The organism is Cytobacillus depressus, from assembly GCF_008923245.1.
Taxonomy (GTDB): domain Bacteria; phylum Bacillota; class Bacilli; order Bacillales; family Cytobacillaceae; genus Cytobacillus; species Cytobacillus depressus.
Map to the genome: position 1 here is coordinate 71881 of NZ_WBOS01000005.1, position 25773 is coordinate 97653.

The 25773-nt window shown below is 39.3% G+C and carries 29 protein-coding genes and 1 other annotated feature; of the genes, 11 read left to right on the forward strand and 18 right to left on the reverse strand.

Annotation, left to right across the window (positions count from 1 at the left end; all coding sequences use genetic code 11):
• The first annotated feature begins 53 nt into the window (after positions 1-53).
• Complete coding sequence (gene kapB / locus F7731_RS13090) at positions 54-434, forward strand: kinase-associated lipoprotein KapB (RefSeq protein WP_151535242.1); 381 nt, start codon at positions 54-56, stop codon at positions 432-434.
• A gap of 62 nt (positions 435-496) precedes the next feature.
• Here kapB and kapD read toward each other — a convergent pair whose 3' ends face one another.
• The gene (gene kapD, locus F7731_RS13095; protein ID WP_151535243.1) at positions 497-1117 is read right to left on the reverse strand and encodes a 3'-5' exonuclease KapD; all 621 of its coding nucleotides are present in this window, start codon (positions 1115-1117) and stop codon (positions 497-499) included.
• 311 nt (positions 1118-1428) lie between these two features.
• On the opposite strand from kapD, the gene F7731_RS13100 reads away from it, so the two are divergent.
• The gene (locus F7731_RS13100; protein WP_151535244.1) at positions 1429-3288 is read left to right on the forward strand and encodes a transglycosylase domain-containing protein; all 1860 of its coding nucleotides are present in this window, start codon (positions 1429-1431) and stop codon (positions 3286-3288) included.
• A 43-nt stretch (positions 3289-3331) separates the two neighbouring features.
• Here the strand turns inward: F7731_RS13100 and F7731_RS13105 are convergent, their stop codons facing one another.
• Positions 3332-3889, reverse strand: coding sequence for a DUF5366 family protein (locus F7731_RS13105; RefSeq protein WP_151535245.1), 558 nt, complete (start codon positions 3887-3889; stop codon positions 3332-3334).
• 204 nt (positions 3890-4093) lie between these two features.
• On the opposite strand from F7731_RS13105, the gene F7731_RS13110 reads away from it, so the two are divergent.
• Both F7731_RS13110 and F7731_RS13115 read left to right on the forward strand, forming a co-directional pair.
• Positions 4094-4675, forward strand: a complete 582-nt coding sequence (locus F7731_RS13110) for a hypothetical protein (protein ID WP_151535246.1) — start codon at positions 4094-4096, stop codon at positions 4673-4675.
• A gap of 216 nt (positions 4676-4891) precedes the next feature.
• A complete protein-coding gene (locus tag F7731_RS13115) occupies positions 4892-5908 on the forward strand; it encodes a DUF1646 family protein (protein WP_151535247.1) in 1017 nt (338 codons plus the stop codon).
• Positions 5909-5980: 72 nt separating this feature from the next.
• On the opposite strand, the gene F7731_RS13120 is transcribed toward F7731_RS13115, so the two are convergent.
• The 4 genes from F7731_RS13120 to F7731_RS13135 form a co-directional block, all read right to left on the reverse strand.
• Positions 5981-6619, reverse strand: coding sequence for a PP2C family serine/threonine-protein phosphatase (locus tag F7731_RS13120; RefSeq protein ID WP_246197208.1), 639 nt, complete (start codon positions 6617-6619; stop codon positions 5981-5983).
• A 21-nt stretch (positions 6620-6640) separates the two neighbouring features.
• Positions 6641-7096 (reverse strand): HIT family protein, encoded by a 456-nt coding sequence (locus tag F7731_RS13125; protein WP_151535248.1) that lies wholly within the window; start codon positions 7094-7096, stop codon positions 6641-6643.
• Between the two features lie 31 nt (positions 7097-7127).
• Complete coding sequence (locus tag F7731_RS13130) at positions 7128-7565, reverse strand: GNAT family N-acetyltransferase (protein WP_151535249.1); 438 nt, start codon at positions 7563-7565, stop codon at positions 7128-7130.
• 181 nt (positions 7566-7746) lie between these two features.
• On the reverse strand, positions 7747-8130 hold the full coding sequence (locus F7731_RS13135; protein WP_151535250.1) for a hotdog fold thioesterase: 384 nt from the start codon (positions 8128-8130) through the stop codon (positions 7747-7749).
• 118 nt (positions 8131-8248) lie between these two features.
• On the opposite strand from F7731_RS13135, the gene F7731_RS13140 reads away from it, so the two are divergent.
• A complete protein-coding gene (locus F7731_RS13140) occupies positions 8249-8656 on the forward strand; it encodes a YuzC family spore coat inner layer protein (protein ID WP_151535251.1) in 408 nt (135 codons plus the stop codon).
• 195 nt (positions 8657-8851) lie between these two features.
• Here the strand turns inward: F7731_RS13140 and F7731_RS13145 are convergent, their stop codons facing one another.
• From F7731_RS13145 to ald, 3 genes are all read right to left on the reverse strand, one after another.
• The gene (locus tag F7731_RS13145) at positions 8852-9103 is read right to left on the reverse strand and encodes a hypothetical protein (RefSeq protein WP_151535252.1); all 252 of its coding nucleotides are present in this window, start codon (positions 9101-9103) and stop codon (positions 8852-8854) included.
• Between the two features lie 264 nt (positions 9104-9367).
• Entirely contained in the window at positions 9368-10798 is a 1431-nt protein-coding gene (gene proS, locus F7731_RS13150) for a proline--tRNA ligase (RefSeq protein WP_151535253.1), read from the reverse strand.
• Between the two features lie 167 nt (positions 10799-10965).
• Positions 10966-11342: a binding site (T-box leader), on the reverse strand.
• A gap of 46 nt (positions 11343-11388) precedes the next feature.
• Positions 11389-12504: an alanine dehydrogenase gene (gene ald, locus F7731_RS13155; protein WP_151535254.1), complete on the reverse strand. Its 1116-nt coding sequence runs from the start codon at positions 12502-12504 to the stop codon at positions 11389-11391.
• 324 nt (positions 12505-12828) lie between these two features.
• Between ald and F7731_RS13160 the strand changes: the two genes are divergently transcribed.
• Entirely contained in the window at positions 12829-13356 is a 528-nt protein-coding gene (locus F7731_RS13160; RefSeq protein WP_151535255.1) for a MerR family transcriptional regulator, read from the forward strand.
• A gap of 141 nt (positions 13357-13497) precedes the next feature.
• On the opposite strand, the gene F7731_RS13165 is transcribed toward F7731_RS13160, so the two are convergent.
• Complete coding sequence (locus F7731_RS13165; protein ID WP_151535256.1) at positions 13498-15006, reverse strand: leucyl aminopeptidase; 1509 nt, start codon at positions 15004-15006, stop codon at positions 13498-13500.
• A gap of 61 nt (positions 15007-15067) precedes the next feature.
• Entirely contained in the window at positions 15068-15445 is a 378-nt protein-coding gene (locus F7731_RS13170; RefSeq protein ID WP_151535257.1) for a DUF309 domain-containing protein, read from the reverse strand.
• Positions 15446-15688: 243 nt separating this feature from the next.
• Here F7731_RS13170 and F7731_RS13175 point away from each other — a divergent pair, with 243 nt between their 5' ends.
• Together F7731_RS13175 and F7731_RS13180 are read left to right on the forward strand one after the other, a co-directional pair.
• The gene (locus F7731_RS13175; protein WP_151535258.1) at positions 15689-16168 is read left to right on the forward strand and encodes a divergent PAP2 family protein; all 480 of its coding nucleotides are present in this window, start codon (positions 15689-15691) and stop codon (positions 16166-16168) included.
• Between the two features lie 193 nt (positions 16169-16361).
• Complete coding sequence (locus tag F7731_RS13180) at positions 16362-17150, forward strand: cobalamin-binding protein (RefSeq protein ID WP_151535259.1); 789 nt, start codon at positions 16362-16364, stop codon at positions 17148-17150.
• 65 nt (positions 17151-17215) lie between these two features.
• On the opposite strand, the gene F7731_RS13185 is transcribed toward F7731_RS13180, so the two are convergent.
• From F7731_RS13185 to F7731_RS13200, 4 genes are all read right to left on the reverse strand, one after another.
• On the reverse strand, positions 17216-17932 hold the full coding sequence (locus F7731_RS13185; RefSeq protein ID WP_151535260.1) for a 3D domain-containing protein: 717 nt from the start codon (positions 17930-17932) through the stop codon (positions 17216-17218).
• Between the two features lie 340 nt (positions 17933-18272).
• Complete coding sequence (locus F7731_RS13190; RefSeq protein WP_151535261.1) at positions 18273-18596, reverse strand: YuiB family protein; 324 nt, start codon at positions 18594-18596, stop codon at positions 18273-18275.
• A 96-nt stretch (positions 18597-18692) separates the two neighbouring features.
• Positions 18693-19178, reverse strand: a complete 486-nt coding sequence (locus F7731_RS13195; protein WP_151535262.1) for an NUDIX domain-containing protein — start codon at positions 19176-19178, stop codon at positions 18693-18695.
• 73 nt (positions 19179-19251) lie between these two features.
• Positions 19252-20469 (reverse strand): NAD(P)/FAD-dependent oxidoreductase, encoded by a 1218-nt coding sequence (locus F7731_RS13200; RefSeq protein WP_151535263.1) that lies wholly within the window; start codon positions 20467-20469, stop codon positions 19252-19254.
• A gap of 361 nt (positions 20470-20830) precedes the next feature.
• Between F7731_RS13200 and F7731_RS13205 the strand changes: the two genes are divergently transcribed.
• Entirely contained in the window at positions 20831-21826 is a 996-nt protein-coding gene (locus F7731_RS13205; protein WP_151535264.1) for an NAD(P)/FAD-dependent oxidoreductase, read from the forward strand.
• A 255-nt stretch (positions 21827-22081) separates the two neighbouring features.
• Here F7731_RS13205 and F7731_RS13210 read toward each other — a convergent pair whose 3' ends face one another.
• A complete protein-coding gene (locus F7731_RS13210; RefSeq protein WP_151535265.1) occupies positions 22082-22444 on the reverse strand; it encodes a HesB/IscA family protein in 363 nt (120 codons plus the stop codon).
• Positions 22445-22709: 265 nt separating this feature from the next.
• Here F7731_RS13210 and F7731_RS13215 point away from each other — a divergent pair, with 265 nt between their 5' ends.
• Entirely contained in the window at positions 22710-23402 is a 693-nt protein-coding gene (locus F7731_RS13215) for a DUF2225 domain-containing protein (RefSeq protein ID WP_151535266.1), read from the forward strand.
• Between the two features lie 37 nt (positions 23403-23439).
• Here the strand turns inward: F7731_RS13215 and F7731_RS13220 are convergent, their stop codons facing one another.
• Positions 23440-23679, reverse strand: coding sequence for a YuzB family protein (locus tag F7731_RS13220; RefSeq protein WP_151535267.1), 240 nt, complete (start codon positions 23677-23679; stop codon positions 23440-23442).
• A gap of 307 nt (positions 23680-23986) precedes the next feature.
• On the opposite strand from F7731_RS13220, the gene F7731_RS13225 reads away from it, so the two are divergent.
• The gene (locus F7731_RS13225; protein ID WP_151535268.1) at positions 23987-25054 is read left to right on the forward strand and encodes an NAD(P)/FAD-dependent oxidoreductase; all 1068 of its coding nucleotides are present in this window, start codon (positions 23987-23989) and stop codon (positions 25052-25054) included.
• A 358-nt stretch (positions 25055-25412) separates the two neighbouring features.
• Here the strand turns inward: F7731_RS13225 and F7731_RS13230 are convergent, their stop codons facing one another.
• Positions 25413-25736, reverse strand: coding sequence for a YuzD family protein (locus F7731_RS13230; RefSeq protein WP_151535269.1), 324 nt, complete (start codon positions 25734-25736; stop codon positions 25413-25415).
• Positions 25737-25773: the final 37 nt, after the last annotated feature.

Below are 25773 nucleotides of genomic sequence, written 5' to 3' on the forward strand. Positions count from 1 at the left end.
GTAAGCGATAATATGAGATAATATAAGAATTTCTGCAGGAAGGAGATTAATTGATGTCAGATATTAAAATAGGCGATCAAGTAACAGCTATTTATAAGACAGGAAAGTATATTGGGGAAGTAACAGATATTCGGCCACAGCATTATTTAGTCCGTGTGCTGGCGGTTGGCAAACATCCGATGCAAGGTGATTTACATAATCCTAAAAATGCCGATGTGCCTATGTTTCATGAACGCCGCGCGTTAGCTTACAAAGAACAAACGAATGTCCCAAAACAAATGGTTAAACGATTTGAAGGCGAAATTCCGGAATATATAGCTTCGTTAAAAGCAGCATTAGAGAAAATGAAACAGGAGCTTAAGGACGATCACTCTGCATGGGCGATGAGAAGTCTAAAAAATGCGGAAACACTTGAAAAAGATTATTTCCAATAATCAGCTGGAGTACCTTGTAATCAACATAAAAAGCCAAATCGACTGATGAACGATTTGGCTTTTTATGCGAATTTGTTTAAAAGCTTTGAAAGATCCACGCGCTCCCCAATGGTCGTCGGTTCTGGTTTTTCCAAATACCTTTTATCCTTTTCTACAAGTCTGAAAATATTGTAAGTAGTCATCGCATCATCTAAGGCGCGATGATGTTTCCCTGTGCCTTCTTTCCCGTATTCCTGGACCGCTTTCCATAATCCTGTTTGATTCTGATCGCCGAAAAATCTTTTGTATTCCATTGATAAATCAATCTCCTTTCCTTTAAAAGGAAATGGGAGTCCGACCTGCTGACAATTATTGCGCAGCACTTTCATATCCATATTTCCCCATGTAATAATGGTACATGGATAATTTCCGCTCAATTCTTTCATTTTTTTGATCAGCTCTAGAAATGTTATCCCTTGATCCACTTGTTCTTGCGAAATATGAAGGAATGATTTGCAGCGTTCAGATAGTATCGGGAATCGAACTGGAGTAACATAGGAAGAAAATTTATCACGGATTTGGTCATTTGACACGGAAACAATGCCTGCTTCAATAATTTCCGGATAAAAGCCTTTGTATCGTCCGCTCTTTTCAGGCATAGTAAATTCAAAATCAATAAATAAGTATCGGTGCTCCTCCCCCACCATTACACCTACTTTCTTAGAAATGCGTAAGCGCCCTGATCAGCCCCGACAAGCATAAGACGAATCCTTGCGAAAGGTGTTCTTTCCTTTCGTAAGGGTTTGGCTTATGACCTCGTGGGGCTATGCGCTGGAGCTAGGCAATACTCTAACTCAAACATCACTTTTTTTACTTTTCAAAATTCACGTACATCATTTCCTTTTATTATAACATGGAATTTTTTAATTTTTCTGGGTAATTTCATTTTTAAAGGAATTTTAATAAAATAGATTTTGAGAAAAAGTGCCAGCGCCTAGAAAGGAACGTAAAACCATTGCGTATATTAACAGGTTACTTCATCATTGCCGTCTTAGTACCAAGCTTTCTACTGCTTATTTATGCGGCTGGGAAAGAGGTTACTCATGTTCAAAGCTTACATACTGTTTTAGATGAAAAGATAAACATCCAGAATATGAACTTGCCGCAAAACTCTTATATAAAAGCAAAAAATGGCGCCATCATTTCCGAAATTCAACGGCGACAAAACAGATTAAACCTTCAGCCAGATGAGATTCCCGCTTTTTTAAAAGATTTATTAATCGTTTCGGAGGATCAGCATTTTTACGATCATGCTGGGTTTGATTTACCATCGATTGGCCGTGCTTTTGCGGTTAATATGAATGCGGACAATATTAAACAAGGGGGTAGCACCATTACCCAGCAGCTTGCAAGAAACCTATATTTGAACAATGAAAAATCGTATAATCGGAAGCTTAGTGAGCTCTTATATGCATATGAAATTGAACGCAAATATACAAAAGAAGAGATTCTTACCCAATACATTAATGCCATTTATTTTCAAAATGGCGCATATGGAATCGAAGCAGCAGCCCAAGTTTATTTTCAAAAACAAACTCATGAACTTTCTAATGCGGAGCTTGCATTTCTGGCTGCCATTCCTAACAATCCAACGCTTTATAATCCTATGAAGCATTTTGACCAGACGAAAGCAAGGCAGGAACGACTAATCGACCAATTAATGAGCCATCAGCTCCTCCAGCCTAATGAAGCGCAAATCATCAAGAATGAACCAATTCATCTTCAGGTAAAAAAGCGAATCGACCGATATCCTGACTACGTTACATATGTTGAAGACGAGCTAAAAGATTTAGTTGGACAGCAAGAGGGATTTACTGAAAAAATCTCTGAGGCTAAATCGGAGAATGGAAAAAATGAACAAATTGATAAGCTTAAAGAGCGGGTTGAGGATGTATTGGAGTCAGGTATCATCATTGAAACAGCTTTAGACAACGCCATTCAAGAGAAAGCGAAACGAGCAGTCATGCAGTTTTTACCTGAACGTGAAGTGGAGGGGGCAGCGGCTGTTATTGATCATGCAAACAATCAGCTCGTCGCCCTTGTCGGAGGAAAGGCATATAAGAAATATGATTTTAATAGGGGATATCAAGCATACAGGCAGCCGGGCTCTGCTATTAAGCCGCTTCTTGTTTACGCACCCTATTTCGAGCGGACTAAAGGCTCTTTAGGGAGTAAAGTGAACGCCAATACCTTTTGTAAAAATGGCTATTGCCCGCAAAATTATAGCGGTGGAACATATGGAATGGTCACTATTGAGCAAGCCTTTATCCACTCTTATAATACACCCGCTGTAAGAATATTAGATTCTATTGGCATTTCGAATGGGTTTCAGGATCTAGCAAACTTTAAATTTAGTAAAGTATCTAAATCCGATCAAACCCTCCCAGCAGCAATCGGAGGATTTTCCTATGGCATGACGCCTCTTGAGCTAACCTCTGCCTACACAGTTTTTGCAAACGACGGTTTTTATCAGCAGGCAAGAGCCATCGTAAAAGTAACAAATTTAAAGGGAGAGGTTTTATATCAATGGAACGATGAGCCCATTCAAGTTTGGAGCAAGGAAACAACAGATAAAGTCAATCAGCTGATGAGAAAAACAGTTCAAGCAGGGACAGCACGGAAGGCCAAATTGTCATCGGGATATGCGGGCGGGAAAACAGGTACAACTAATGACTATAAAGATTACTGGTTCATCGGCTTGACTGATCAATATACAACTGGCGTTTGGGTAGGAAAGGATCGGCCTGAAAATATTGCGTATTTACAATCAAGAGCCCCACAGCAGCTTATTTGGAAGGAAATCATGTCAAACTAAGAGGTCAAAAATAGGAATCGGCACACTCGCCGATTCCTAACTTTTATATTGGCAAGCTAGCAATAATACTGTTATAAACCTTCAGCGCTAAGTACAAAATTCCTAAAATAAATGATGACCAAAAGAACACTTGAAAAAAGATCAGTCCAATCAGCCCAAGAGCAGACAGGGATGAGCTCACCTTATATACAAAATACAAAAAATAAATAATGATGGCTGCCGCAAAAATGATGCCAATTCCAATAAAGCTATTCATACTTACTAAAGACAAAGCACTTCCGATACAAATGATAATGGCTCCGCCGCGTATTTGTTTCAAGCTTTCCCCTTCAGAATCCTTCGAAAAAAATAAAAGAGATAATTCATTGATCGTATCCGCAATAAGCTTCAGAGCAGCAAAAACCATAAAAAACAACAGCATTAATAAGATTAATAATGACAGCTTGATTCCGCCTTCAGAAAAAAACTCCAGCATTCCCACGTAGATTCCCGAGTTTTTTAGAAATTCAATCAGCACTTTTTCAAATCTGATCGAAAGGGAAAGGCTAAACAGGATGATGGAAAGCAACGGAAAATAGCTAGTAAAATATGTATTTTTCATTTTTTCTCCATTCGCTTCATAACCTAAATTTTTTCACTTCTTTATTATTACGGAACCCCTTTAGTTAGACAATAGTTGAATGTTTCATAATGAAAGGTGATTTACTGGAAAAGCTGATACGAATTGTATAATCCTTTTTATTTGCGCATAGATATAATACTAAATTCATTGATTCATTTCATCAAAAGGGGGTCTGAAAAAAGTATGAAAAAGCGTTTTTTAATAACTGTCTGCTTCGCTCTTGCATGTTTCGGCTGGATCATGCCCTTTCACATTCAAGCAAATGGCATGGATGAAAATAATAAAAATGAACTTTTAAAGGCATTAGAAGAACAATTAAGAGACACGGTGCACTATTATCATCAAGATTCAGTGAAAATAATGGATGGCTCGAATTTTCAAGGAACAGTCTTGAAGGTAACGAAGAAAGATGACCCGAAAACTGAGGAAAATGAAGAAGTCATTGAAGAATATCAAGCAAATCTTGCCATTGCTTTCGTGGAATTTAAGCTTATTCGCGATCGTCTATTTTTCTTTGAAAAAACGGAATTTTACTATTATGACTTAGATAATAAAGAATTTCTAGCCTCTAGCCAAGTCTTTGGTAATGATGAAGTCCAAACCTTCTTTGATCACTATAAAAACGATGTCCATAAAAAGCTCACCCTTTCCTCCGAAATCCTGTTGCTATTTCTTATTTCATTTATCATTACAGTTCCTCTGTTTATTATGATTTTCCATAATAAAGGAAGAAGCACAATTATTCACTATAATTTATTGGAATAACTCTAAGGGTGAGAATGTCTCACCCTTTTTTCGTTCCTTTATCAAGACAACGCAAAAATATTTTAATATAAGAATATTAAAAATCCTTGCAGAAAATTTCGATATTCATGTTATAATATAAACTGTTACTTACCATAGGTGAAATTTTCTGTCTATTTTGCACATGGTTTATTTATTACATAGAGGCATTTTTTATAGAAAGGACTGACAAACAGAATGATACTTGGACTTACAATTGTTCTAATATTAGTATTATTCCTACCATTTACAGTGAAAAAGGTAGAACATAACCTCGAAGCTTTCTTATTTATAATGGGCTTAGCAGCAGCGGCAATCAGCCAGGTTCTTAATGGAGAATTATTTTTAAAAGCTCTTGAAGACCCAATACATATTACACTTGCTGTTCTATTAGCCGGCTTAATCTTTAGATGGTGCCAAAACCCGATCGAAAAAGGGATTCTGGGCTTAAGCAATATGATGCCGTTTCGCTTATTTTTGGCATTAGTTACGATCGTACTCGGATTAATTTCTAGTGTAATCACTGCGATTATCGCAGCTATTGTTCTAGTCGTAATTGTAAGCGTCATTCGTCTTGACCGTAAGTCAGAGGTTCGTCTCGTTGTACTAGCCTGTTTCTCTATCGGACTTGGTGCTGCATTAACGCCTATCGGGGAACCGCTTTCAACGATCGCCATCAGCAAATTAAATGAGGATTTCTTCTATTTATTTAGGCTTATTGGCGTCGATGTTATTATCGCTGTTGTCATTTTCGGAATTCTATCAGCAGTATTAATTAACCCTAAAAAAGGGAAAGAAGGATTAACAGCATCCCTTGAAAAGGAAAGCTATAAAGAAATTATTATTCGCACAGTGAAAATCTACCTTTTCGTCATGGGTCTTACTCTGCTCGGTGCTGGGTTCGAACCATTCATTGAAACATATTTACTGGGACTTAGCCATTTAGTGCTATATTGGATCAATATGATTTCTGCTATTTTGGATAACGCGACACTTGCCGCGGCAGAAATTAGCCCAAGAATGGACGAGCCAACGATCAGAGCTATTTTACTAGGATTAATGATTAGCGGCGGTATGCTGATCCCTGGGAATATTCCGAATATCATCTCCGCTGGAAAATTAAACATTACGAGTAAAGAATGGGCCCGCTTCGGTGTTCCACTAGGTTTAATTACAATGGTAGCTTATTTTATTGTGATTCTTATTTTCGGGTAACTTCTAACTTAATAGAGAAAAAAAAGGTGACGAATTTCCGCTACTTAATGGCGTGAATACGTCATCCTTTTTTTACCCGTTAGCATCGCTAGGTAAGGTAGCAGCCGGTTCAATATGTACGAACCAGGATATGATCGTTGTACTGTCACGTACATTTTTTTCTTTTATTTCCTCCAGCAAATTCCTTACGCTATCGTCATTTGAATAACTTTCAAACGGTTTGCATATTTCTTTTGGATTTCCAAAATCAGTATTAGGACATTCAATGAGTCCATCAGTAGTTAGAAGAAGATGGTTTTTCCCTTTTCTCAGCTCTTTTCTTCCCTCGCTGTAGCACGGAACAGGCAAATCAAAAGTATTAACTCGCCCAACCCATTCATAGAAACTTCTATGGTTTTGCTGATATTCATTCAGAGCCGATAATTCTGGGTGAAAAAGATAGAGTGCACAGTCGCCAATCGAAAACCACCAAAGAAACTTGCCTCTCCTCACTACAAACAAACAAGCGGTCTCTCCTTCAATTGTTTGACAAGCCTCTTTGAAAGCAGGACTATTCAGTGTTGTTAATATTAATTCTCTTATTCTCTCAAAGGATTCTTTAATTGTTTTAGCAAACTGGTTCCTTATAACATCTTTCAACATTTCAAAAGTAGAGATCACTAATTCTGCACTTTCAGCCGTTTGATGTGCGTCTAAGAGCTGCCAACCCAACTAAATTCGGTTACCCCATGCTTACTCATATAAATTGGTCTCTAGAAAAGTCTTGATTCTATTACATAACTCTATAACTTCACTATTATCACCCATTCGAGCATTCGGAGAATCATATACCGCAAACGGCCCCCAATATTGTTCAGGAGTGTCAGGATACCGTGCTACAAGGTGCATATGCAAATGTGGAACGGCATTACCAGAAACAACCGCATAAATATGCTCAGCGTTTTCCGTTTCTTTAACCGCCTTACTCACTTTCGCCATCATCATTCCTAAAGCTTTTGCCTCTTCTGGATTTAACTCTGCCAAAGTAGGAAAATGTCTCTTCAAATCTATCATAAGATGACCTAAATAATTGGGTTTTCCTTCACTATCAATATGTCCTACATACAGATATTCGTCTTCGTAGATGACTGTTCCAGATGTTTGCAACTCGCCCTTATGCTTTTTACAAATAAAACAATCTTCCCCCATCTAAATCTCTCCCTTATAGTGATGGTAAATATTAAATTGCAAAAAAGTAAAAATATGTAGTTTCTTTGGTAAAACCAACTTTTTCATAGAGTTTTTGCGCATCGATATTATCTGCAGCTGTTTCAAGAAGAAGCCCTTTAGCCTTTGTATCCTTTGCAAATTTTATAGCTTGCTTTATTAATTTCTCACCATAACCTTTCCCGCGTACACTTTCTTTTACGTATAGATCATTCAGAATCCATAATCGTTTCATGCTGACTGATGAAAAGGATGGATATAATTGAACAAAGCCAACAGGATTTCCCCCATCAAAAGCGATAAAAATAACTGAATCTTCACTGGTTAATCTCTCTTTAATAAAATCCTTTGCGCCGTCGATGTCAGACTTTTGCTTATAAAATATCCTGTATAAATCAAAAAGTTCTGCAACGGATCCTAGGTTATTTAAGGTTGCTTTTACTATACTCATATTTTGATATCCCCCTTCGTTTACCCCATATATTTCATGAATGACAATAATAATACGATCAGACTTTTGTCGATGCTAATCATTTTTTTCCATTCTCAGCCACTCGTATCTGTATAGGGAAATTCTGTTTCTCGGACAAAAAGGACTGAACTCACTTATTTTTCGAATTCAGTCCCCCTTTCTATTTTCTCTTGATAACTGCCATTGTACATCTTGAAACGCAAATCAGCTTGTCTTCTTCGTCGACAATTTTAATATCCCAAACCATCGTCGTTCTTCCATGGTGGAGAACGGTGGCAATGGCCGTAACCTTTCCATCCCGCTTCGCTCTAATATGGTTGGCATTAATTTCAAGTCCAGAAACGGATTCCTTTTCTTGATCGACAAGCTCATATGCCCCAATACTCGCAACTGTTTCTGCAAGCGCAACAGAGGCACCGCCATGCAGCACACCAAATGGCTGCCGTGTTCGCCCATCAACAGGCATTGTCGCAACTACCTTTCCTTTTTCAAGCGAGACAATTTCCATCCCTAACGCATCAATGAGTGTATTTTTCAAATTCAATTTAACTCTCCCCTATCACCTATAATATAACAGCACTTCCATCTATTATAATCCTGAATGAAACACAGGAAAAGCTTCCATTGCATATATAGAATTAAAAAGAAAGGGGATCAGATAAATGACACCCCATTTTACTTACGGGCATACATTTCCTTATATGCAAGCGTCCTTCACTCCCAATAATGCTAACGAACATACGGCAGTCAATCGGGTATATCCTTCTGTAAATCCTGGTTCCTTTATGAAATCAGCAAAAGAGATGGAGAGGATTGTGAAGGATGCTAGTCGATTAATAGAGAAAATGGCTGCTGACAGAAATTTTTCCTTTGAATTGATGAATGCAGCCCAAGCATCGCAAAATAGTAAAATTAATTCTATGATTAAATCAACAGGAATTACACATATTCCTAAAGTTCACTTTACGCCAGATGGATTAATTTTACACTTTGAATCAGCTGCTCAATTACAAGGCTGCTGTGGCTTAACACTTAACATAAGATGGAATAGTATGCGATATGGATATTGAAAATAGAAATGCAGAAGCGCCTTGATAGATGAACATCGACTAAAAACCGCAACGTCCTGTACGTCGGGGTAGGTGCTCCTCCTAAAAGCTAGCGCTTTTACTCGTGCGATGATTATGCTGCCGAAGCGTTCCTAGTGGAGCTAGACAAGACGAAAAAAGCTCTCATTATGTAGAGAGCTTTTTATCATGTATCTTTTAATAATAAGGATATCCGAAGCCATTGCCTGGTGGATATTGGCCGTACCCATAAGGGGGAAATACCGGATAAGGTACCGGATAAGGATAAGGATATGGTCGATTAGCCAGGAGAGCAGCTGTTCCAAAACCAGCTATTCCTCCTCCAATTAATCCACCTAGAAGACCTCCAACAAATGGGGCGCCAAATAAAAAGCCTAGGAACCGTTCGTCTCCTCTATAATAATTTGGTCTTCCTCTAAGGTAATACATTTTTGGGTAACCTCCTAATATTTATGCCTACACTACTTAATATGCAATTTTCGTGATTTTGAGTGGGCTCAATTAGGAGGATTTGACTTTTTGAAAGCTATAACGGTCCCATGATAATCGTTTTAGCGTGTTCTCCCATTATTTGCGCTCTATGAACGATTCATGACGACCGTTTCGGCGGGCATTGCCAGTATTCACGTTCCATGAACGGTTCATGATAACCGTTTCTGCGTTCTCCAACACTTTTCGCGTTCTATGAACCACTCAATAAGCTTTTGCCCAATAAACTAGCTGGTTGGCTTCACGCCCGCAGCAGACACATTCATTTGAAATGGCTTCTTGTTCAAATGGAATACATCTTGAAGTAGCACCTGTTTCTTCTTTCACTTTGTCTTCGCAGCTTTGATCTCCGCACCACATCGCTTTTACGAAGCCTGTTTTGTTTGTAAAGATTTCATTCAATTCATCAAAAGAAGTAGCTTTGTATGTTTTCTGCTCTCGGAGCTCTTTCGCTCTTTCGAATAAGTTCCGCTGTATATCATCTAAAACCTCAGTCAATTTAGATTCTAATTCAATCATGCTGACAATGATCTTTTCTCCTGTATCGCGTCTTGCTAAAACGACTTGGTTATTCTCAATATCCTTCGGTCCAACCTCAAGACGAAGAGGAACACCCTTCATTTCATGCTCATTAAATTTCCAGCCTGGCTTTTTATCGCTTGCATCAATTCCTACTCGTGCAAAAGCAGAAAGCTTCTCTTTTAAATCATAGGCAAAATCAAGAACACCTTCTTTATGCTGAGCAATTGGAATAATCATCACCTGAGTCGGGGCCGCTTTTGGCGGAATGACGAGTCCTCTATCATCGCCGTGAACCATGATCATCGCTCCAATGATACGAGTCGTGAATCCCCATGATGTTTGCTGTACATATTGTTGCTGCCCATCTTTATCTAAATACTGAATGCCAAAGGCTTTTGCAAACCCATCTCCTAAGTGATGTGATGTTCCAGATTGCAGTGCTTTTCCATCATGCATTAAGCTTTCAATTGTATAAGTAAACTTCGCACCAGCAAACTTTTCCTTATCGGTTTTTTTGCCTTTTACAACTGGAATCGCCAGAACATTTTCGCAAACATCCGCATAAACCTCGAGCATTTGTTTCGTTTCCTCATGTGCCTCTTCATCAGTCGCATGGCATGTATGACCCTCTTGCCATAGAAACTCTAATGTGCGGAGAAACGGTCTTGTCGTTTTTTCCCATCTCACGACATTTGCCCATTGATTATAAAGCTTTGGCAGATCACGATAGGAGTGAATAATATTTTTATAATGCTCACAGAAAAGTACTTCAGATGTTGGGCGTACACATAAACGCTCTGCCAACTCCTCTGAACCTCCGTGTGTCACCCATGCTACTTCTGGAGCAAACCCTTCAATATGATCCTTTTCCTTTTGTAGCAGGCTTTCCGGAATAAATAACGGCATATATACATTTTCATGACCAGTATCTTTAATACGCTGATCCAGTTCATTCTTAATATTCTCCCATAATGCATAGCCGTACGGACGGATGATCATAGAACCACGAACACTTGAATAGTCAATTAAATCTGCCTTCGTGACAACATCTGTGTACCATTGGGCAAAATCATCATCCATTGCCGTTATGTCTTTAACAAACTCTTTTGCCATTGTTAACACCTCAATTATTATTTTTATTTAGGCTGTGTTAAACCTGTTGATTTCCGCTGCAGGCACTCGCTTTTCCGCAGGAATTTCGCGCCTTCCGCGTAATCAACTAAGTGGCAGTATCATCTATAGATCTAACATAGCCTAAATTTAAAAAAGCCATGCTCCAAATTAGGGACCAAAGCATGGCGGTACCACCCTAATTTAAAGCATAGCTTTACACTCAGAAATCATGATAACGGATATGCACCCGCTCGTATCTTCAAAAAATTATCGCAGATTAACGGGCAGTAAGACCCCCACCTCTTCAAGGATTCGAGTATAAACAATGAAGAATAAGTGGGGGATCAACTGCCCATAAATGCCCGATTGGTTCAACTAACAATCAGTAGGGATGGGAACCCCCCCCCACTGATTGAAGTTTCACTTTATCCGATAGAGAACTTAGAGGCAGGTTCAAGTGTCCGTTTATGGAAGCCTTTCAGCAATCAGCTTCCTCTCTAAAATAACCGAGATCCACTTTACTAATCCCCATCAATGTTTTTCACTATTTTTGGAAATTATATAAAAACCTAAATCGAAAGTCAAATCGATTAGTTTTCGAATGCTTGGTCAACAGACACATAGTCGTAGCCAAGGTCTCTAGCCACTGCTTGATAAGTAACATGTCCATTTAGAACGTTTACGCCAAGCTTTAATGCTGCGTTGTCTTCAACTGCTTTCTTAACGCCTTTATTTGCAATTTGTAACGCATAGTTGATTGTTACGTTTGTAAGTGCAATGGTTGATGTTCTTGGAACAGCACCAGGCATGTTTGCGACAGCGTAGTGAACAACGCCATGCTTCTCATAAGTTGGGTTATCATGTGTTGTAATATGGTCAACCGTTTCGAAAATACCGCCTTGGTCAACTGCCACGTCGATAACAACTGAACCAGGAGCCATTTCTTTAACCATTTCTTCAGTTACTAGCTTCGGAGCTTTTGAACCTGGGATAAGAACAGCACCTATAACTAAATCACTTTCTTTAACAGCTTGAGCAATGTTGAATGGGTTAGACATTAAAGTTTGGATGCTGTTGCCAAAAATATCGTCTAATTGGCGAAGACGCTCAGGGCTTAAGTCAATAATTGTTACTTGTGCACCAAGTCCAATAGCCATTTTCGCCGCATTGATTCCAACTACTCCACCGCCGACAATCGTTACTTTGCCACGTGAAACGCCTGGAACGCCTGCAAGGAGAACCCCTTTCCCGCCATTCGTTTTTTGCAGGAATTGCGCACCAATTTGCGTAGCCATACGTCCAGCCACTTCACTCATTGGTGTCAATAATGGAAGAGTGCGATTCACTTCTACTGTTTCGTAAGCAATTGCTGTTACTCCTGTTTCTGTTAATGCTTTCGTTAATGCAGACTCAGCAGCTAAGTGTAAATATGTGAATAAAATTAATCCTTTACGGAAATATTTAAATTCTGGCTCAAGTGGTTCCTTCACCTTCATAACCATTTCTGCAGTCCATGCTTCTGCAGCTGTAGGAACGATTTCTGCTCCAACCTCTTTATAGTCTTCGTTCGTGAATCCGCTTCCAAGACCTGCGCCAGATTCCACTAAAACTTGATGGCCTGCTTTAACAAGTGTATATACACTAGCTGGTGTTGCAGCTACACGGTTTTCATTGTTTTTTATTTCTTTAGGTACCCCAATAATCATGAAAATATTCCCCTTTCCTAACATTCTAAAAATTATAACCACCCTAATTATAATAGATTCGTCACAATCATTCCAGCATTTGCGAAAACTTTGTCATTTTTTGTAGTTTTCAGATAACTCCCGCTTAAAAACTTCTTTTTTGCCTATATAAAATTTTATTAAACTAACATTTACAGAACTTGTTGCATATCCACTTTCTTTGCCGAATGAAAACTAGTTTTGTCACATGGGAAGGACTTTTAATTTTAAAATTGAATTCAATCCTTAACTGAGAAAAGCGGAAGTGCCTTCGGAACAAACAAAGGACAATAGGAGGGGATCAGTTTGAATACAAGTGCTGTTGCAAAGTTGTTGGGTGTGTCGCCAAGCACCATACAGCGTTGGGTAAGGCAGCTGGGGCTCCAAATGGAACGGAATGAGCTTGGTCACTATTTATTTAAGGAGGGGGATATTGAATTACTTAAACAAGTGCAAGATCAGCTTAGCAAAGGGATCATTTTGCAGGATGTAACTGTGCATGAAGGAAAAACGAGAAAAGGTACGCTTAAAACAATCGTAAGTATTGATGATAATGTGACGGAAAAGTTATTAGAGAAGATCGAAATGCTAGAGAAAAAATTAAATGGTAAAGCAGATGATGTCGTTTCTTATCAGCTCCTTCAGCATCGCCGTGAAATTGAAGAGCTTCAAGCTGAAGTGAAAAGCTTAACTGAACGGATTGAAAAATTGGAGAGCAAACAAAACGGATCAAAAAAAGAACTCCCTGCAGATAATTTATTAGTATTTGACACGGAGAAGCCGGTGCAGAAAATTAAAAAGAAAAACATTCTTACATCACTGTTCGGTTTTTAGGGCGTGTGATGTACTTCGGCCATATACGCACAAGTTATCGCTTATTTCGTACTGAATAAACCCCGTTTACATGCACACAAATGGCTAAATAAAGCTTCAAAAAAAGCAGCCTCTACTCACTCACAGAAGCTGCTTTTTGTATTATTTCTCGTCAGTTTCAAATCTTTCAACTAATAATGCAAGTGTGCGAACCATTGCCCCTGTTGCTCCTCCTGGGCCAAGATCATGATCTTTGCGGGTTGTCGCTGTTCCGGCAATGTCGAGATGCACCCAAGGTGTACCTTCAGCAAATTCACCAACAAACGCACCGCCCATGATCGCGTGTCCTTCTCGTCCAGGAGAATTGTTTAAATCGGCAATTTTGCTGCTTCTTACTCTTTGGATATCTTTTTCGAAAAGCGGCAAGCGCCAGATTGGTTCACCAGCCTCATAAGATGCTTCAAGAACCTGCTCCCATAAAGCTTCGTTGTTTGTAAGAGCACCTGTTGTGTCATTTCCAAGTGCAATGATGACGCCGCCAGTCAATGTCGCAACATCCACAATATAATTAGCGCCATGATGCTTTGCATACGTGACAGCGTCAGCTAAAGCTAAACGCCCTTCTGCGTCTGTATTCAGCACTTCGATAGTTTTTCCGCTCATAGATGTGATGACGTCATCCGGCTTTAGGGCATTTCCGCTGATCATATTGTCAGTTGAAGGGATAACGGCAACAACGTTTTGTTCCGGTCTAAGCTCGCCGATGATTTCCATAGCGCCAAGAACAGCTGCCGCTCCGCCCATATCCGCTTTCATGCCGACAATGCCGTCTTTTGGCTTAATGGAATAACCCCCAGTATCAAACGTAATCCCTTTGCCTACTAGACCAATAACGTCTGTCCATTCCTCTTTGCCCTGATATTTAAGGACAATCATTTTTGGCGGTTCAACAGAGCCTTGGTTGACCGCTAATAAAGCACCCATGCCAAGCTTTAGCATGTCTTCCTTCTCAAGAATTTCGGCTTCAAATTTATATTTTCCTGCTAATTCTAGTGCATAATTAGCCATATCTGTCGCTGTCAGCATATTCCCGGGAAGGTTTACGAGAGTACGAGCTGAGTTCGTCGCTTTTCCATATGTATAACCAACAGTTAAGGCTGCTTGAATTTCATTTTCATCAGAAAAATCTCCATAAACCGATACTTGTTCAATCGACTTTTCAGGGTCATTTGCTTTTTGCTTATAGCCAGCAAAAGTATACGTTGATAATGATAACGCTTCACTAATAGCATGTGCAGCATCTAATTCATCAACATTCTCGTTAGTAAATGAAGTTAGTAACACAGACACATTCTGGAGTTTATCTCCTTTTACAGCTTTAAACGTTTTCCCTAGTGCTTCGCGCAATCCTTCAAAGGAATAGTTTGTTTCACGACCTAACCCTACAACATATAATCGCTTTACACCAATTTTCCCAAAGGTATGTACTTTTGAAACTGCTTTTTTCTTAGCTGAAAGGTCACCGTTTTTCACTAGCTCCGTTAATTGACCGTCGAATTTCTTATCCAGCTCCGCAAGAGCCCCGTCAAATTTATTCGGTCTTTCAAAAATCCCGACAATCAAGCATTCATTGTCATTCTCGAAGTTTAATTCCTTTTTCACTGTAAACATTTTGGTCACCCCCATATTTAATGCTCTCATTATATCGAAAAAAGCCAATTATTTCGACTATCTAATCATTTAAAAATAAGAATAATTCCGGCAGTTTCGGAAGGCTTCCTACCTCTTCAAATGGGACACGGTCAATATCCTTTGGAAAAAGTGTGAGACATTCTTCGATAAATGGATACACATATTCAAGGTCAATGCCCCAATGCTTCGGCCGGTACGCTTGTAAATAATCATGGGCCGCCCGCATCATTAATCGTGCACCTTTAACATTCCCATAATCGTAATGATAAATCGCCACACTCATTTGCAATAGCCCTTTGAAAAATAAATTACCTTTATCAGTCATCCACATTTCCTCGAGTAGATCATGGCATGTGTAATAATCCCCTTCATTGAATTTAATAAAAAACTCATAATACTCGAGTGGATATTCCTCCATTTCAATCACTCCTCTCAAACGGGATATAGGGATAGGTTCTTTGTTCTATAGCTGGGACGAGGGACCTGTCCCCATGTCCCACAATTTTCCCAAAAACCGTTGCACTATTATGAATTTATTATTATCATTTTAACAAAAGGGATTAATTCTGCGGAGAAATTTCGGAATCTTTGTAAAAAAGCAGTCCATAAATACAGCAGGATGACGAACAATGCCTTTTGTTTTAATAAAGGTGGGTAAACAATGGAATTATTTATGAATTTTCCTCTTTGGTCAGCCATTGCGGCGATCTTCTTTGCACAGTTTGTAAAAGTCCCGATTCATTTTATCGCTACAAGAAAATTAAATTGGGCTCTCCTTACGAGTACGGGCGGGATGCCAAGTTCACATTCGGCGGCGGTTACGGCCCTGTCAACCGGGGTTGCCTTAGAAACGGGCTTAAATTCGGCCGTGTTTGCAGTGTCTGCGGTTTTCGCTATTATCACTATGTTTGACGCCACAGGAGTCCGTAGGCAGGCTGGTGAACAAGCGATTGTTTTGAATCAATTAGTGGCCGATTTCAATCGCTTTGTTGAAGAGGCAAAGGTGTGGCAGAAAAAAGCCGACGAAGAAAAAAGGAAAGAACTAAAGGAATTGCTTGGTCATAAACCGATTGAAGTATTCTTCGGCGGCTTAACTGGCATTCTTTTAACTCTTTTTCTGCATTTTCTTATTTCATTATAACGAGGTATTTAAAGTGTAGGTTCAAAAAGAAGGACAAAAAGAGCCGAAATGTTCAAGGAAGCGCAGCCTTCGAGCACCGGAACGCTAGCTGGTCGCTTCGGTGCATTCTCCTCACACGAAGAAAAAGCGCTTTTCTTTTTCGAGGAATTTTTCCCGCACTTTTTGAACACTTCTAAAAAAAGGTGTGAAATCATTGAGAGTTATCTCTATATGTCCAAGCAATACCGAGCTAATGGAGTATTTGAAGCTTACCCATCTTCTCGTTGGAGTGGATGATTATTCTGATTGGCCAGAACCAATTAAACATCTTCCTCGGCTTGGACCAGACTTATCAATCAATATGGACAAAGTAGAAGAATTGAAACCTGATTTAGTGCTAGCTTCATTAAGTGTTCCAGGGATGGAAAAAAATATTGAAGAATTAGTGGAAAGAAAAATACCTCACATCGTCTTGAATCCACAAAGCCTTTCAGATATTGAGAATGATTTGATAACAGCTGCGAAGGCTTTAGAGCATCCAGATGCTGGACAAAAAGCAGCAGCGGATTTTCGCCAAAAAATCGATTGCTTGAAAAGGATCGCTGCTAAAATAGAAAATAAGCCATCCCTATACTGGGAATGGTGGCCGAAACCTGTATTCACTCCTGGCCAAGTTAATTGGCTTACCGAAATTAGCGAGCTTGCCGGGTCTAGTAACCTGTTTAAAGATGTTGAGCTGGCAAGCGTGCAAACAGATTGGGAAGATGTTTATCACAGGGATCCTGATTATATTTGCCTCGCTTGGGTTGGCGTCAGAAAGGAAAAGGTGAATCCGGATATTGTCCTCAAGAGGCCAAATTGGGGGCAATTGGATGCAGTAAAAAACAAGCATATTTTTGTACTTGAGGAAGAGCTCTACTGCAGGCCTTCTCCCCGATTAATTGAAGGGGCAATTAGACTCGCAAAGCTTATTCATCCAGAAGCATACTCGTCTATTACGTAAATAAAAATGGGCAATTTCAAAGTTTGAGATTGCCCATTTTTTATTCCCTTAAACTTCCGCTTTTCTTATTTACGCTCGGATTTAATATATTGCTGGCGGAAAACCTGCATCGACTCATTTTCATTTAAAGCATGCAGTTCTTCCTCTGTAAGGGAGCCGTCTCCCATTTCCACAATATAAACATCGAGGGTTCTCTTTCCCCATTGATTATAAACATCATCTACTGTTTCATAGTATAGATCTACTTTATTCCCTTTGATCGCGCCGCCTTTATCTGCAACGACCCCATATCCATATCCGGGAACAAAGAGAATCGTTCCAATTGGGAATACATTTAAATCGGCCGCTACAGTTGAATATAAATCTCTTTTCACTTTCACACCCGAATATGTAATACCGAAGCTAGGGTGACCGGGATGTTTCCCAGTTGATTCATAAAAGGCCGTATAGCCTGTCGCTGTCACCTGCTTCACAGGATATTGCGACCAGTCAATCGACTCCTCCAATGTTGGCGGTGTTCCAGAAACGGCTTCACTTGACGATATTTTCAAATCTAAATTAGTAATCTGCTTCAAATACTTATAAGCGACTCCAACTGTTTTAAATGCGTGTTTTAATGGATGGTCATCTGAATTCTTACTTTGGCGTAAATCATCGCTATTAAAATAATTTACAATTGATTTAGCCTCCACTCCAGAAATTGAATGAAAGGTTGTAAGTATCGCAGCTAAAAATAATGTTGACATGATTATTCGTCTTGTCCAATTTTTTAGTCTATACATTTAATTTTTCACTCCTCCCAAGAATATTCATTTCCCATCATTCATGAGATTATTCATAGAAGGGTAAAAAATAAAAAATGAAAAGACAGTGCCAGGCTCCATAAAAACGAAAAAACCCTTATATATCAAGAGTTTTTTGGAAAATTCAATTAACAAAACTTTTAGTACATCAGAAGCTAAAAACTCCCCCTGTTGCTGGCGATTTGGATTTTCGAGGTCTGCTTTTGTCCTTACAACATCCGCAAGTAACCTAGTGGTAAATAGAACAAAAGTGTTGGATCTAAACAAAAAAATCCCCGCTATCAGCAGAGATTCGAAGATTTTTTATAAACAGACAATATTAAAACATTTGATATCCTTTGTTGCGAAGAATTTTGATCGTGATACCCGCGACAATAGCCCCAGCCATCCCACTGCTTAAAATCAGCACATCCGCAGCTGCGAGCTGAGATAGTTCATTTCTTAAGCTTATAAATGATTCCTTCGTATTTTGGAAATATTCAATAAAACGCACCTTATCAATAATCAATAATGCCACAATGGGATAAATAATTGCCATAATCCATGACATTCTTAGCAGCATATTTAAAATAAATCCAATTCCAAAAAATAACACAAAAAACAGTAACATGGAAATTGGCAATACGAAAATAGTCATCTGCATTGATTTCGTTCCTCCCCTTAACATCAATATTTAGTGTACTGAATGTGTATTTGGGAGTCAATTAATATATTTGGTTAAATTTGCCCAATGAGAACATTATAAGAATAACCGATATGCTGTATAGCCGAATTGGTCTCCTGGATTGATTCCATCGAGTAACGGTTTTTCAGAGGTATCTGAACGCTCCGCTAAGTATTTAAGAAGAATTGAGGCATTTTCATCCTTAGCCAACACGGTTGGATCAATAAACTGAACATCATAAAGCTCTCCCTCTTGCACTTGAATCGTCTGCCTAGGCAAAGCTTCAAGCAGGAAAATGATCATATTATCGCTAATTTCCTCTTTAATAACTCCTGTCCGTAACCCAATTAGTCCCTTAACCGTGCATTTAATCCCTGTTTCCTCTTCTACCTCCCGAATGACTGCCTCATCAGCTGTTTCTCCCGAATCGACAAAGCCTGCAGGTAAGGACCAGCTCCCTTTAAGCCCCCCGTATTTCTTCTTTACAACAAGCCATTTATTATCTGGCGAGATGACAAGACCAGAAACCGCTAACCAAACCTTTCCCCTTTTTTCGCTCATAGATATCCCCCTAACTTCGTTAAAAATGAAAAGCTTAAGGAATCATTTCCTCAAGCTTTTCATTTCACCGTTTTTATAAAAAATTAAACTTTCCTTTTTTCATCACTAGTGATGGTCCGCCAATTAAAAATAGCGATCTATTATCGATTACTTTCTTCATGAAGGACGCCTTGGATCCAACTATTTTCTTGCCGAATGCTACACCGATTGCATCATGTTCCCCTAAAGAACATACGGTTCCTTTATTATCGAAATTAAAGGATTCAAGGTCGGTTTTATTGCGAATTAGCTTAACAAGATTTCTTGCACATGCTTCCCCTTGCTGCATAGCAATTTGGGCTGTTGGAGGATAAGGTCTGTTAATTTCCTCGTTGATCACTAAAGAACTATCTCCAATAACAAAGATATTGTCATGACCTGGAGCTCTTAAGTCCGGCTGTACTTTCACGCGGCCGCGCATTGCTTCGAAGCCTGACTTTTCTATAATAGAATTCCCGCGGACACCCGCAGCCCAGATAACTGTGCCTGCTTTTATTTCTTCTACTTCATCATCGCCTTTTCCGACGAGGATTCCATCTGGAGTGCATTCTTTAATCGCTGTGCCAATACGGAATTCAACGCCTTTTTTCTCCAGATGAGCAACAGCATACTCAACAAGTTCTGGATCAAAGCCCGGAAGAACCATTGGCGCAGCTTCTACACAGATTACTTTCACTTTTTTGAAATCAACATCATATTCATGGCAAAGCTCAGGAATACGGTTTCCTAGTTCACCAAGAAATTCGATGCCTGTAAATCCAGCCCCGCCGACGACAATCGTTAGGCGCTCATCTTTTTTCTCAGCTTCTGTATTATAAGTAGCAAATTGATATTCAATATGATCACGAATTTGACGGGCAGAGTTTACGTTAGCAATTGCAAATGCATACTCTTTTAAGCCTTTAATGCCAAATGTCTCAGATTCCCCACCAAGAGCGATGACTAAATAATCATAATCAATTTCGCCGTTGGAAAGAATAACCTTTTTCTCTTCTGCTTTAACTTCTAAGGCTGTGTCTTTAATAAAATCAATCTTGTTCTGGTCAATAACTGATTTAACATCATAACGAACGCGATCATGGTGAAGAGTTCCTGCTGACGCTTCATGCAGCCAAGTCGTTTCGTAGTGATAATCATTTTTATTAACTAAAACAATATCAGCTTCATTAGCACCGATGGCCTTTTGCAGACGAGTCGCAGTCATTAAACCACCGTAGCCTGCCCCTAATATTACGATCTTTTGCTTTCTCAAGTATATCTTCCACCTTTATGAATAGTTTCTTAATAGTATGGACGGAAATGGTCATCCCCATCACACTTTAGAGATTGTGATGTAATTCACTTACCATTTCAAAAAAAATTTAAACTATTGTCACAGAATCTTAACATAATACCTACAATCATATTATTCCTTTTCAAAATGGATTTCAAGCCTAAATACGGTAGAAAAATTCGTTTGGAAGTTTCAGACTACTGCGGGTAAATCTAATATCAACTAAAATATATTGAATTTTTAATTTATTCATAATCTTATAGACAACAATACGAACTTTGAGCGTAATTATGTTATTATTAGAGAAATATAGGACTATTTTACTTTGGGGGGATATACAGTGAAAGAAGATCAAAACGTGTATGATATAACGATTATTGGCGGAGGTCCAACGGGTCTGTTCACCGCTTTTTACGGTGGATTGAGACAAGCTTCTGTGAAAATTATTGAAAGCTTGCCACAGCTTGGCGGTCAATTATCTGCCCTGTACCCAGAGAAATACATATATGATGTTGCGGGATTTCCTAAAGTCCGTGCTCAAGAATTAATTCAAAATTTAAAAGAACAAATGGCGAAATTTTCGCCTACGACCTCTCTGGAACAGTCAGTAGAGAAGCTTGAAAAGCAGGATAACGATATATTTAAACTGACAACGAATAAAGAAACCCATTATACAAAAACAGTGATTATTACAGCTGGAAACGGTGCCTTTCAACCGCGCCGACTAGAATTAGAAAGTGCCGCCCAATATGAAAGAAAGAATCTTCATTACTTTATTGATGACTTAAATCAGTTCGGTGGCAAAAACGTCGTTATATTTGGCGGCGGAGACTCCGCTGTAGACTGGGCTTTAATGCTTGAGCCAATCGCTGAAAAGGTGACAATTGTCCATCGCCGGGATAAATTCCGTGCTCACGAACATAGCGTTGAAAATCTCCATAATTCCCATGTAAATATAAAAACTCCATTTGTCCCAGTTGAATTGATCGGAGACGACAAAGGCATAAATCAAATTGTCCTAGAAGGAGTTAATAGTAATGAAAAGGAAACACTTGATGTGGACGCTGTTATTTGTAACTATGGCTTCGTTTCTTCCCTTGGTCCCATTAAAGAATGGGGATTAAAAATTGAGAAAAACTCTATCCTTGTGAACTCTAAAATGGAAACAAACATCCCAGGTATTTATGCAGCAGGAGATATTTGTACGTATGATGGGAAAGTAAAACTTATTGCCTGTGGCTTTGGTGAAGCACCAACAGCCGTCAATCATGCAAAGGCTTATATTGATCCAAAAGCAAAAATCCAACCGATGCACAGCAGCTCGATGTTTGACTAAAAGCGGAAGCGCCTTCGGAACAATCAAAGAGCGGATTGTTCGTGCGAAGAATCGCTGACGAAGTCTTCCTTGTCCAGTCGCATTGTCGGCACTAGTACGTCTTGTACGTCGGGGGTAGGCGCTCCTCCTAAAAGCTAGCGCTTTTACTTGTGCGATGATTATGCTGCCGAAGCGTTCCTTATGGAGCTAGACAGTTCTCTAGCTTGATTCATACTTAATAAACAAAAGGGTGCCCTTAAGGTACCCTTTTGTTCATTAACATTCCTCTGGTTTTCCAGCGTTTGCAGCCGTTCGGAATGATGATCCGCAGCCACATGAAGCGATAGCATTCGGATTCTCGATTGTGAACCCGCCGCCCATCATGGATTGTTTATAATCGACTTTCGTTCCTTGAAGAATTGGTGCATCCTCTTTGCTTACAAGAATTTTTATCCCATACTGTTCCAGCTGGGTATCATTTTCTTCTATTTCATGAGCAAATCCCATACCGTACGATAAACCACTGCAGCCGCCACCTTGGACAGAAACTCTTAGAAGAGCGTTCTCCTCTTCGTTCGCCTTCATCATTTCTTTTATTTGCAGAGCAGCTGCTTCAGTTAAAATCACAACATCACTCATCATATTCCCCTCCTTTAATAATCAACTGTTTTAAGAAAATCGTTGCTAGACAGAAACGACCATAAACAATGGATGAAAAAAACCTCTCTAATATAGTATATACACAGGAGCTCGTGTCCTCAACTAATGAGAATGAATCAATTTCCTCCAATAAAGTTCAAAAAAACAAAAATAGTTCCTTTATCATGCGATTGAGTATAATTTTAGTTATAATGGAATAGATGACTTTCATTGAAGTGAGTCGAAATTCCTAGGAGGCGAAAAAATGACAGAAATTGAACCCATCTTTGACAAAAAGTGTACATGCAAAATGTGCAAGAAATCGTTTACTAGTAAAAAATTGCGTTCTAGGTTTATAAAAGTAAAAAGCTATGATACAGATTTTTGTCCAAATTACACCTCCGATGAGACAAATCCCATTTTATATCATGCTGAAGTTTGCCCTTACTGCGGATTTTCTTCTTCAAGTGATTTTTCCCCTTATTTTCCGCCTGGTTCAAATGATGACATCCAAGTAAAAGTATGTGATCTATGGGTCCCACGTGATTTTGGTCAAAAGCGGACAATAAATGATGCCATTAAAACATATAAATTAGCCATATATTGTGGTCTACTGAAAAAAGAGAAGCAAATTGCAATTGCTGGTTTGTATATGAGGCTTGCCTGGCTCTACCGGAATTTACAAAACGAAGAACAAGAACAGCGATTTTTGAAGCTTGCTTCAAATACCTATTTGCAGTCGTATATGACAGATGACTTTAAAGGAACACAAGTATCTGAGGTAAAAATTCTTTATTTGATTGGGGAACTATCGAGACGAACTTACCAATCAGCTGAAGCCATAAAATACTTCTCGAAGGTGATTGAAAAGCAAAACCGCTCCATCGAATCTGGAATTGTCGATATGGCTAGAGAAAGATGGTACGAGATGCGTGAACACCAAAAAGTGGAAAAATAAGCGAAAAAGTAGAGGATGACAAGAAAATGTCATCCTCTTAAAACATTGGATTTTCTTCCAAATATTCATATATATTTTGTACTAACTCATCTGGTGTTTCTCCTGTCACAACTTCCCCATTGACGAGTGCAAATAATGTGGATGCGCATTTTCCGCAATAGCCTAGGCATCCATATTCAATTACATCTAAGTCATAATCCTTCTCCAATATTTCCAACGCTTTTTGAGATCCGCTCGCTAAATTACTTACGCAAAACTCAATGATCGGCTTGATCATATCAACCACCTCTAATTGTAAAACTTCTATATTTAATAACGATGTTTTCTTTATTAAAAAATATTGATTCCTTTTTCATGCTACCTTTTTTCACTGATTTCCGCAATATTTTTCATTTTTAGAGAAAAAAATGGGTAAACCTTTAAATTTTTCACATTATCACTTTTTGGCGATTTTTGTCAAGTTTTAGCTTGTAATGGTTGTGATTTTGTACTAGTTTCGTTATACTTTCTATGGGATTAGGGTGATTTTTATTTGCTTTTTAAGCAACTTTTTACAACAGAACGGACAAAAAGGGGAATGTTAAATGAAGAAACTTGTCATTCTTGGCGGAGGATATGGTGGGATGAGAGTCCTTGCTCGCTTTTTACCGAATCAGCTGCCTGAAGATGTATCGATTACATTGATTGACCGGATACCTTATCATTGCTTAAAAACGGAATATTATGCTTTAGCGGCTGGAACGATCTCTGATCAGCAAGTTAGGGTGTCTTATCCCGAGCATCCAAGACTTGATATACAATTTGGAGAAATTACTTCTGTTGACCTTGAAAATAAAAAAGTATATTTACTAGAAGGCAAAACTGTTGCCTATGATGACTTGATTATTGGATTAGGATGTGTAGACAAGTACCATAATGTCCCTGGGGCAGAGGAATATACGTTGAGCATCCAAAATATTGAAAAGTCTCGTGCTACTTATCAAGAATTGAATAACTTAACACCAGGATCAGTGGTTGGAATTGTAGGAGCTGGATTAAGCGGCGTAGAAATTGCCTCAGAACTTCACGAAAGCCGTCCAGACTTACACATTAAATTATTTGACAGAGGAAGCCATATTCTTTCTGCTTTTCCAGAGAGATTAGGGATTTATGTGGAAAACTGGTTTGACAGCCATGGCGTTGAAATTGTCAGTCATTCCAATATTACACGGGTAGAAGATAAAATTCTCTACAATCATGGTGAGCCTGTTGCCTGTGATGCCATTGTATGGACTGCTGGCATTCAGCCGAATAAAGTCGTTCGTGATATGAATGTCGAAAAAGATCAACAAGGCCGTGTCGTTCTGACGAAGTATCACAACCTACCTCAAGATGAACATGTTTATGTTGTTGGCGATTGTGCAAGCCTGCCACATGCACCAAGCGCTCAGTTAGCGGAAGGACAAGCCGAGCAAATTGTTCAAGTCCTATTGAAACGCTGGAAGGGTGAAGAACTCCCTGATTCTTTGCCAACGATTAAGCTAAAAGGCGTGCTTGGGTCTTTAGGGAAAAAGCATGGGTTCGGAGTCGTTGCCGATCGGGCGATTACAGGCCGAGTTGCCAGAATTCTCAAATCAGGCATTCTATGGATGTACAAGCATCATAGAGGATAAATAGAAAAGCGGAAGCGCCTTGCTAGAGGAACATCGACTAAAAGCCGCCACGTCCTGTGGCGAACATCGATGTCAGCACATCCTGTGCAAGTCCGACAAGCATAAGACAGACCGGCGAGAAGGTTGTATTTTAACCTTCTTGACGGACTGGCTTATGACCTCGAGGTCGACAAAAACGCGACGTCCTCCCAAAAGCTACACTTTTGGTCGTGCGATGTTTCGCTGTCGAAGTCTTCCTTGTCCTGTCGCATTGTCGACACTAGTACGTCCTGTACGTCGGGGCTAGGCGCTGGAGCTAGACAGAAGCAAAATCCTTTGCTAAAAACGAGCACTTCCCATCGGGAATGCTCGTTTTTCATTATGCAGGTTGATAGCCGTGTTTTTCCATCGCGGAATAAATCGTCTTTAGCTTCGGATTTCCTTCACCCACGATTTCATCTTCAACTAATACAACTGGATAAAACATATCTTCTTCGATAACTCTTTGAGCAAATTCCTGCTTTTCCGCTTCCTCAGGCGGGTTATGGATGTCCACATAGGTGATATTAAATGGCTGGTCAGGATATTTTCTGCTCAGTGCCGCTTGAAGCCATTCATACGTTTCCTTTGAGGAAGGAAGATTTACACAGCTTGGACATAACACTTCCGCTCCATAAACAGTTAATTCAACTTCTCGATGCATTCCCTTTTCCCCCTTAACACCATAAGTTTATGTTCTA

What these genes read in the sequence shown, in the direction of transcription:
- F7731_RS13110 (WP_151535246.1), top strand. Translation starts at nt 4,094, where the DNA reads ATGAAAAAGCGTTTTTTAATAACTGTCTGCTTCGCTCTTGCATGTTTC.
- kapB (WP_151535242.1), top strand. Translation starts at nt 54, where the DNA reads ATGTCAGATATTAAAATAGGCGATCAAGTAACAGCTATTTATAAGACA.
- F7731_RS13225 (WP_151535268.1), top strand. Translation starts at nt 23,987, where the DNA reads ATGAAGAAACTTGTCATTCTTGGCGGAGGATATGGTGGGATGAGAGTC.
- F7731_RS13105 (WP_151535245.1), bottom strand. Translation starts at nt 3,889, where the DNA reads ATGAAAAATACATATTTTACTAGCTATTTTCCGTTGCTTTCCATCATC.
- proS (WP_151535253.1), bottom strand. Translation starts at nt 10,798, where the DNA reads ATGGCAAAAGAGTTTGTTAAAGACATAACGGCAATGGATGATGATTTT.
- F7731_RS13215 (WP_151535266.1), top strand. Translation starts at nt 22,710, where the DNA reads ATGACAGAAATTGAACCCATCTTTGACAAAAAGTGTACATGCAAAATG.
- F7731_RS13130 (WP_151535249.1), bottom strand. Translation starts at nt 7,565, where the DNA reads ATGAGTATAGTAAAAGCAACCTTAAATAACCTAGGATCCGTTGCAGAA.
- F7731_RS13230 (WP_151535269.1), bottom strand. Translation starts at nt 25,736, where the DNA reads ATGCATCGAGAAGTTGAATTAACTGTTTATGGAGCGGAAGTGTTATGT.
- F7731_RS13185 (WP_151535260.1), bottom strand. Translation starts at nt 17,932, where the DNA reads ATGTATAGACTAAAAAATTGGACAAGACGAATAATCATGTCAACATTA.
- F7731_RS13190 (WP_151535261.1), bottom strand. Translation starts at nt 18,596, where the DNA reads ATGCAGATGACTATTTTCGTATTGCCAATTTCCATGTTACTGTTTTTT.
- F7731_RS13140 (WP_151535251.1), top strand. Translation starts at nt 8,249, where the DNA reads ATGACACCCCATTTTACTTACGGGCATACATTTCCTTATATGCAAGCG.
- F7731_RS13165 (WP_151535256.1), bottom strand. Translation starts at nt 15,006, where the DNA reads ATGTTTACAGTGAAAAAGGAATTAAACTTCGAGAATGACAATGAATGC.
- F7731_RS13145 (WP_151535252.1), bottom strand. Translation starts at nt 9,103, where the DNA reads ATGTATTACCTTAGAGGAAGACCAAATTATTATAGAGGAGACGAACGG.
- F7731_RS13125 (WP_151535248.1), bottom strand. Translation starts at nt 7,096, where the DNA reads ATGGGGGAAGATTGTTTTATTTGTAAAAAGCATAAGGGCGAGTTGCAA.
- F7731_RS13195 (WP_151535262.1), bottom strand. Translation starts at nt 19,178, where the DNA reads ATGAGCGAAAAAAGGGGAAAGGTTTGGTTAGCGGTTTCTGGTCTTGTC.
- F7731_RS13220 (WP_151535267.1), bottom strand. Translation starts at nt 23,679, where the DNA reads ATGATCAAGCCGATCATTGAGTTTTGCGTAAGTAATTTAGCGAGCGGA.
- F7731_RS13115 (WP_151535247.1), top strand. Translation starts at nt 4,892, where the DNA reads ATGATACTTGGACTTACAATTGTTCTAATATTAGTATTATTCCTACCA.
- F7731_RS13170 (WP_151535257.1), bottom strand. Translation starts at nt 15,445, where the DNA reads ATGGAGGAATATCCACTCGAGTATTATGAGTTTTTTATTAAATTCAAT.
- F7731_RS13210 (WP_151535265.1), bottom strand. Translation starts at nt 22,444, where the DNA reads ATGAGTGATGTTGTGATTTTAACTGAAGCAGCTGCTCTGCAAATAAAA.
- F7731_RS13175 (WP_151535258.1), top strand. Translation starts at nt 15,689, where the DNA reads ATGGAATTATTTATGAATTTTCCTCTTTGGTCAGCCATTGCGGCGATC.
- ald (WP_151535254.1), bottom strand. Translation starts at nt 12,504, where the DNA reads ATGATTATTGGGGTACCTAAAGAAATAAAAAACAATGAAAACCGTGTA.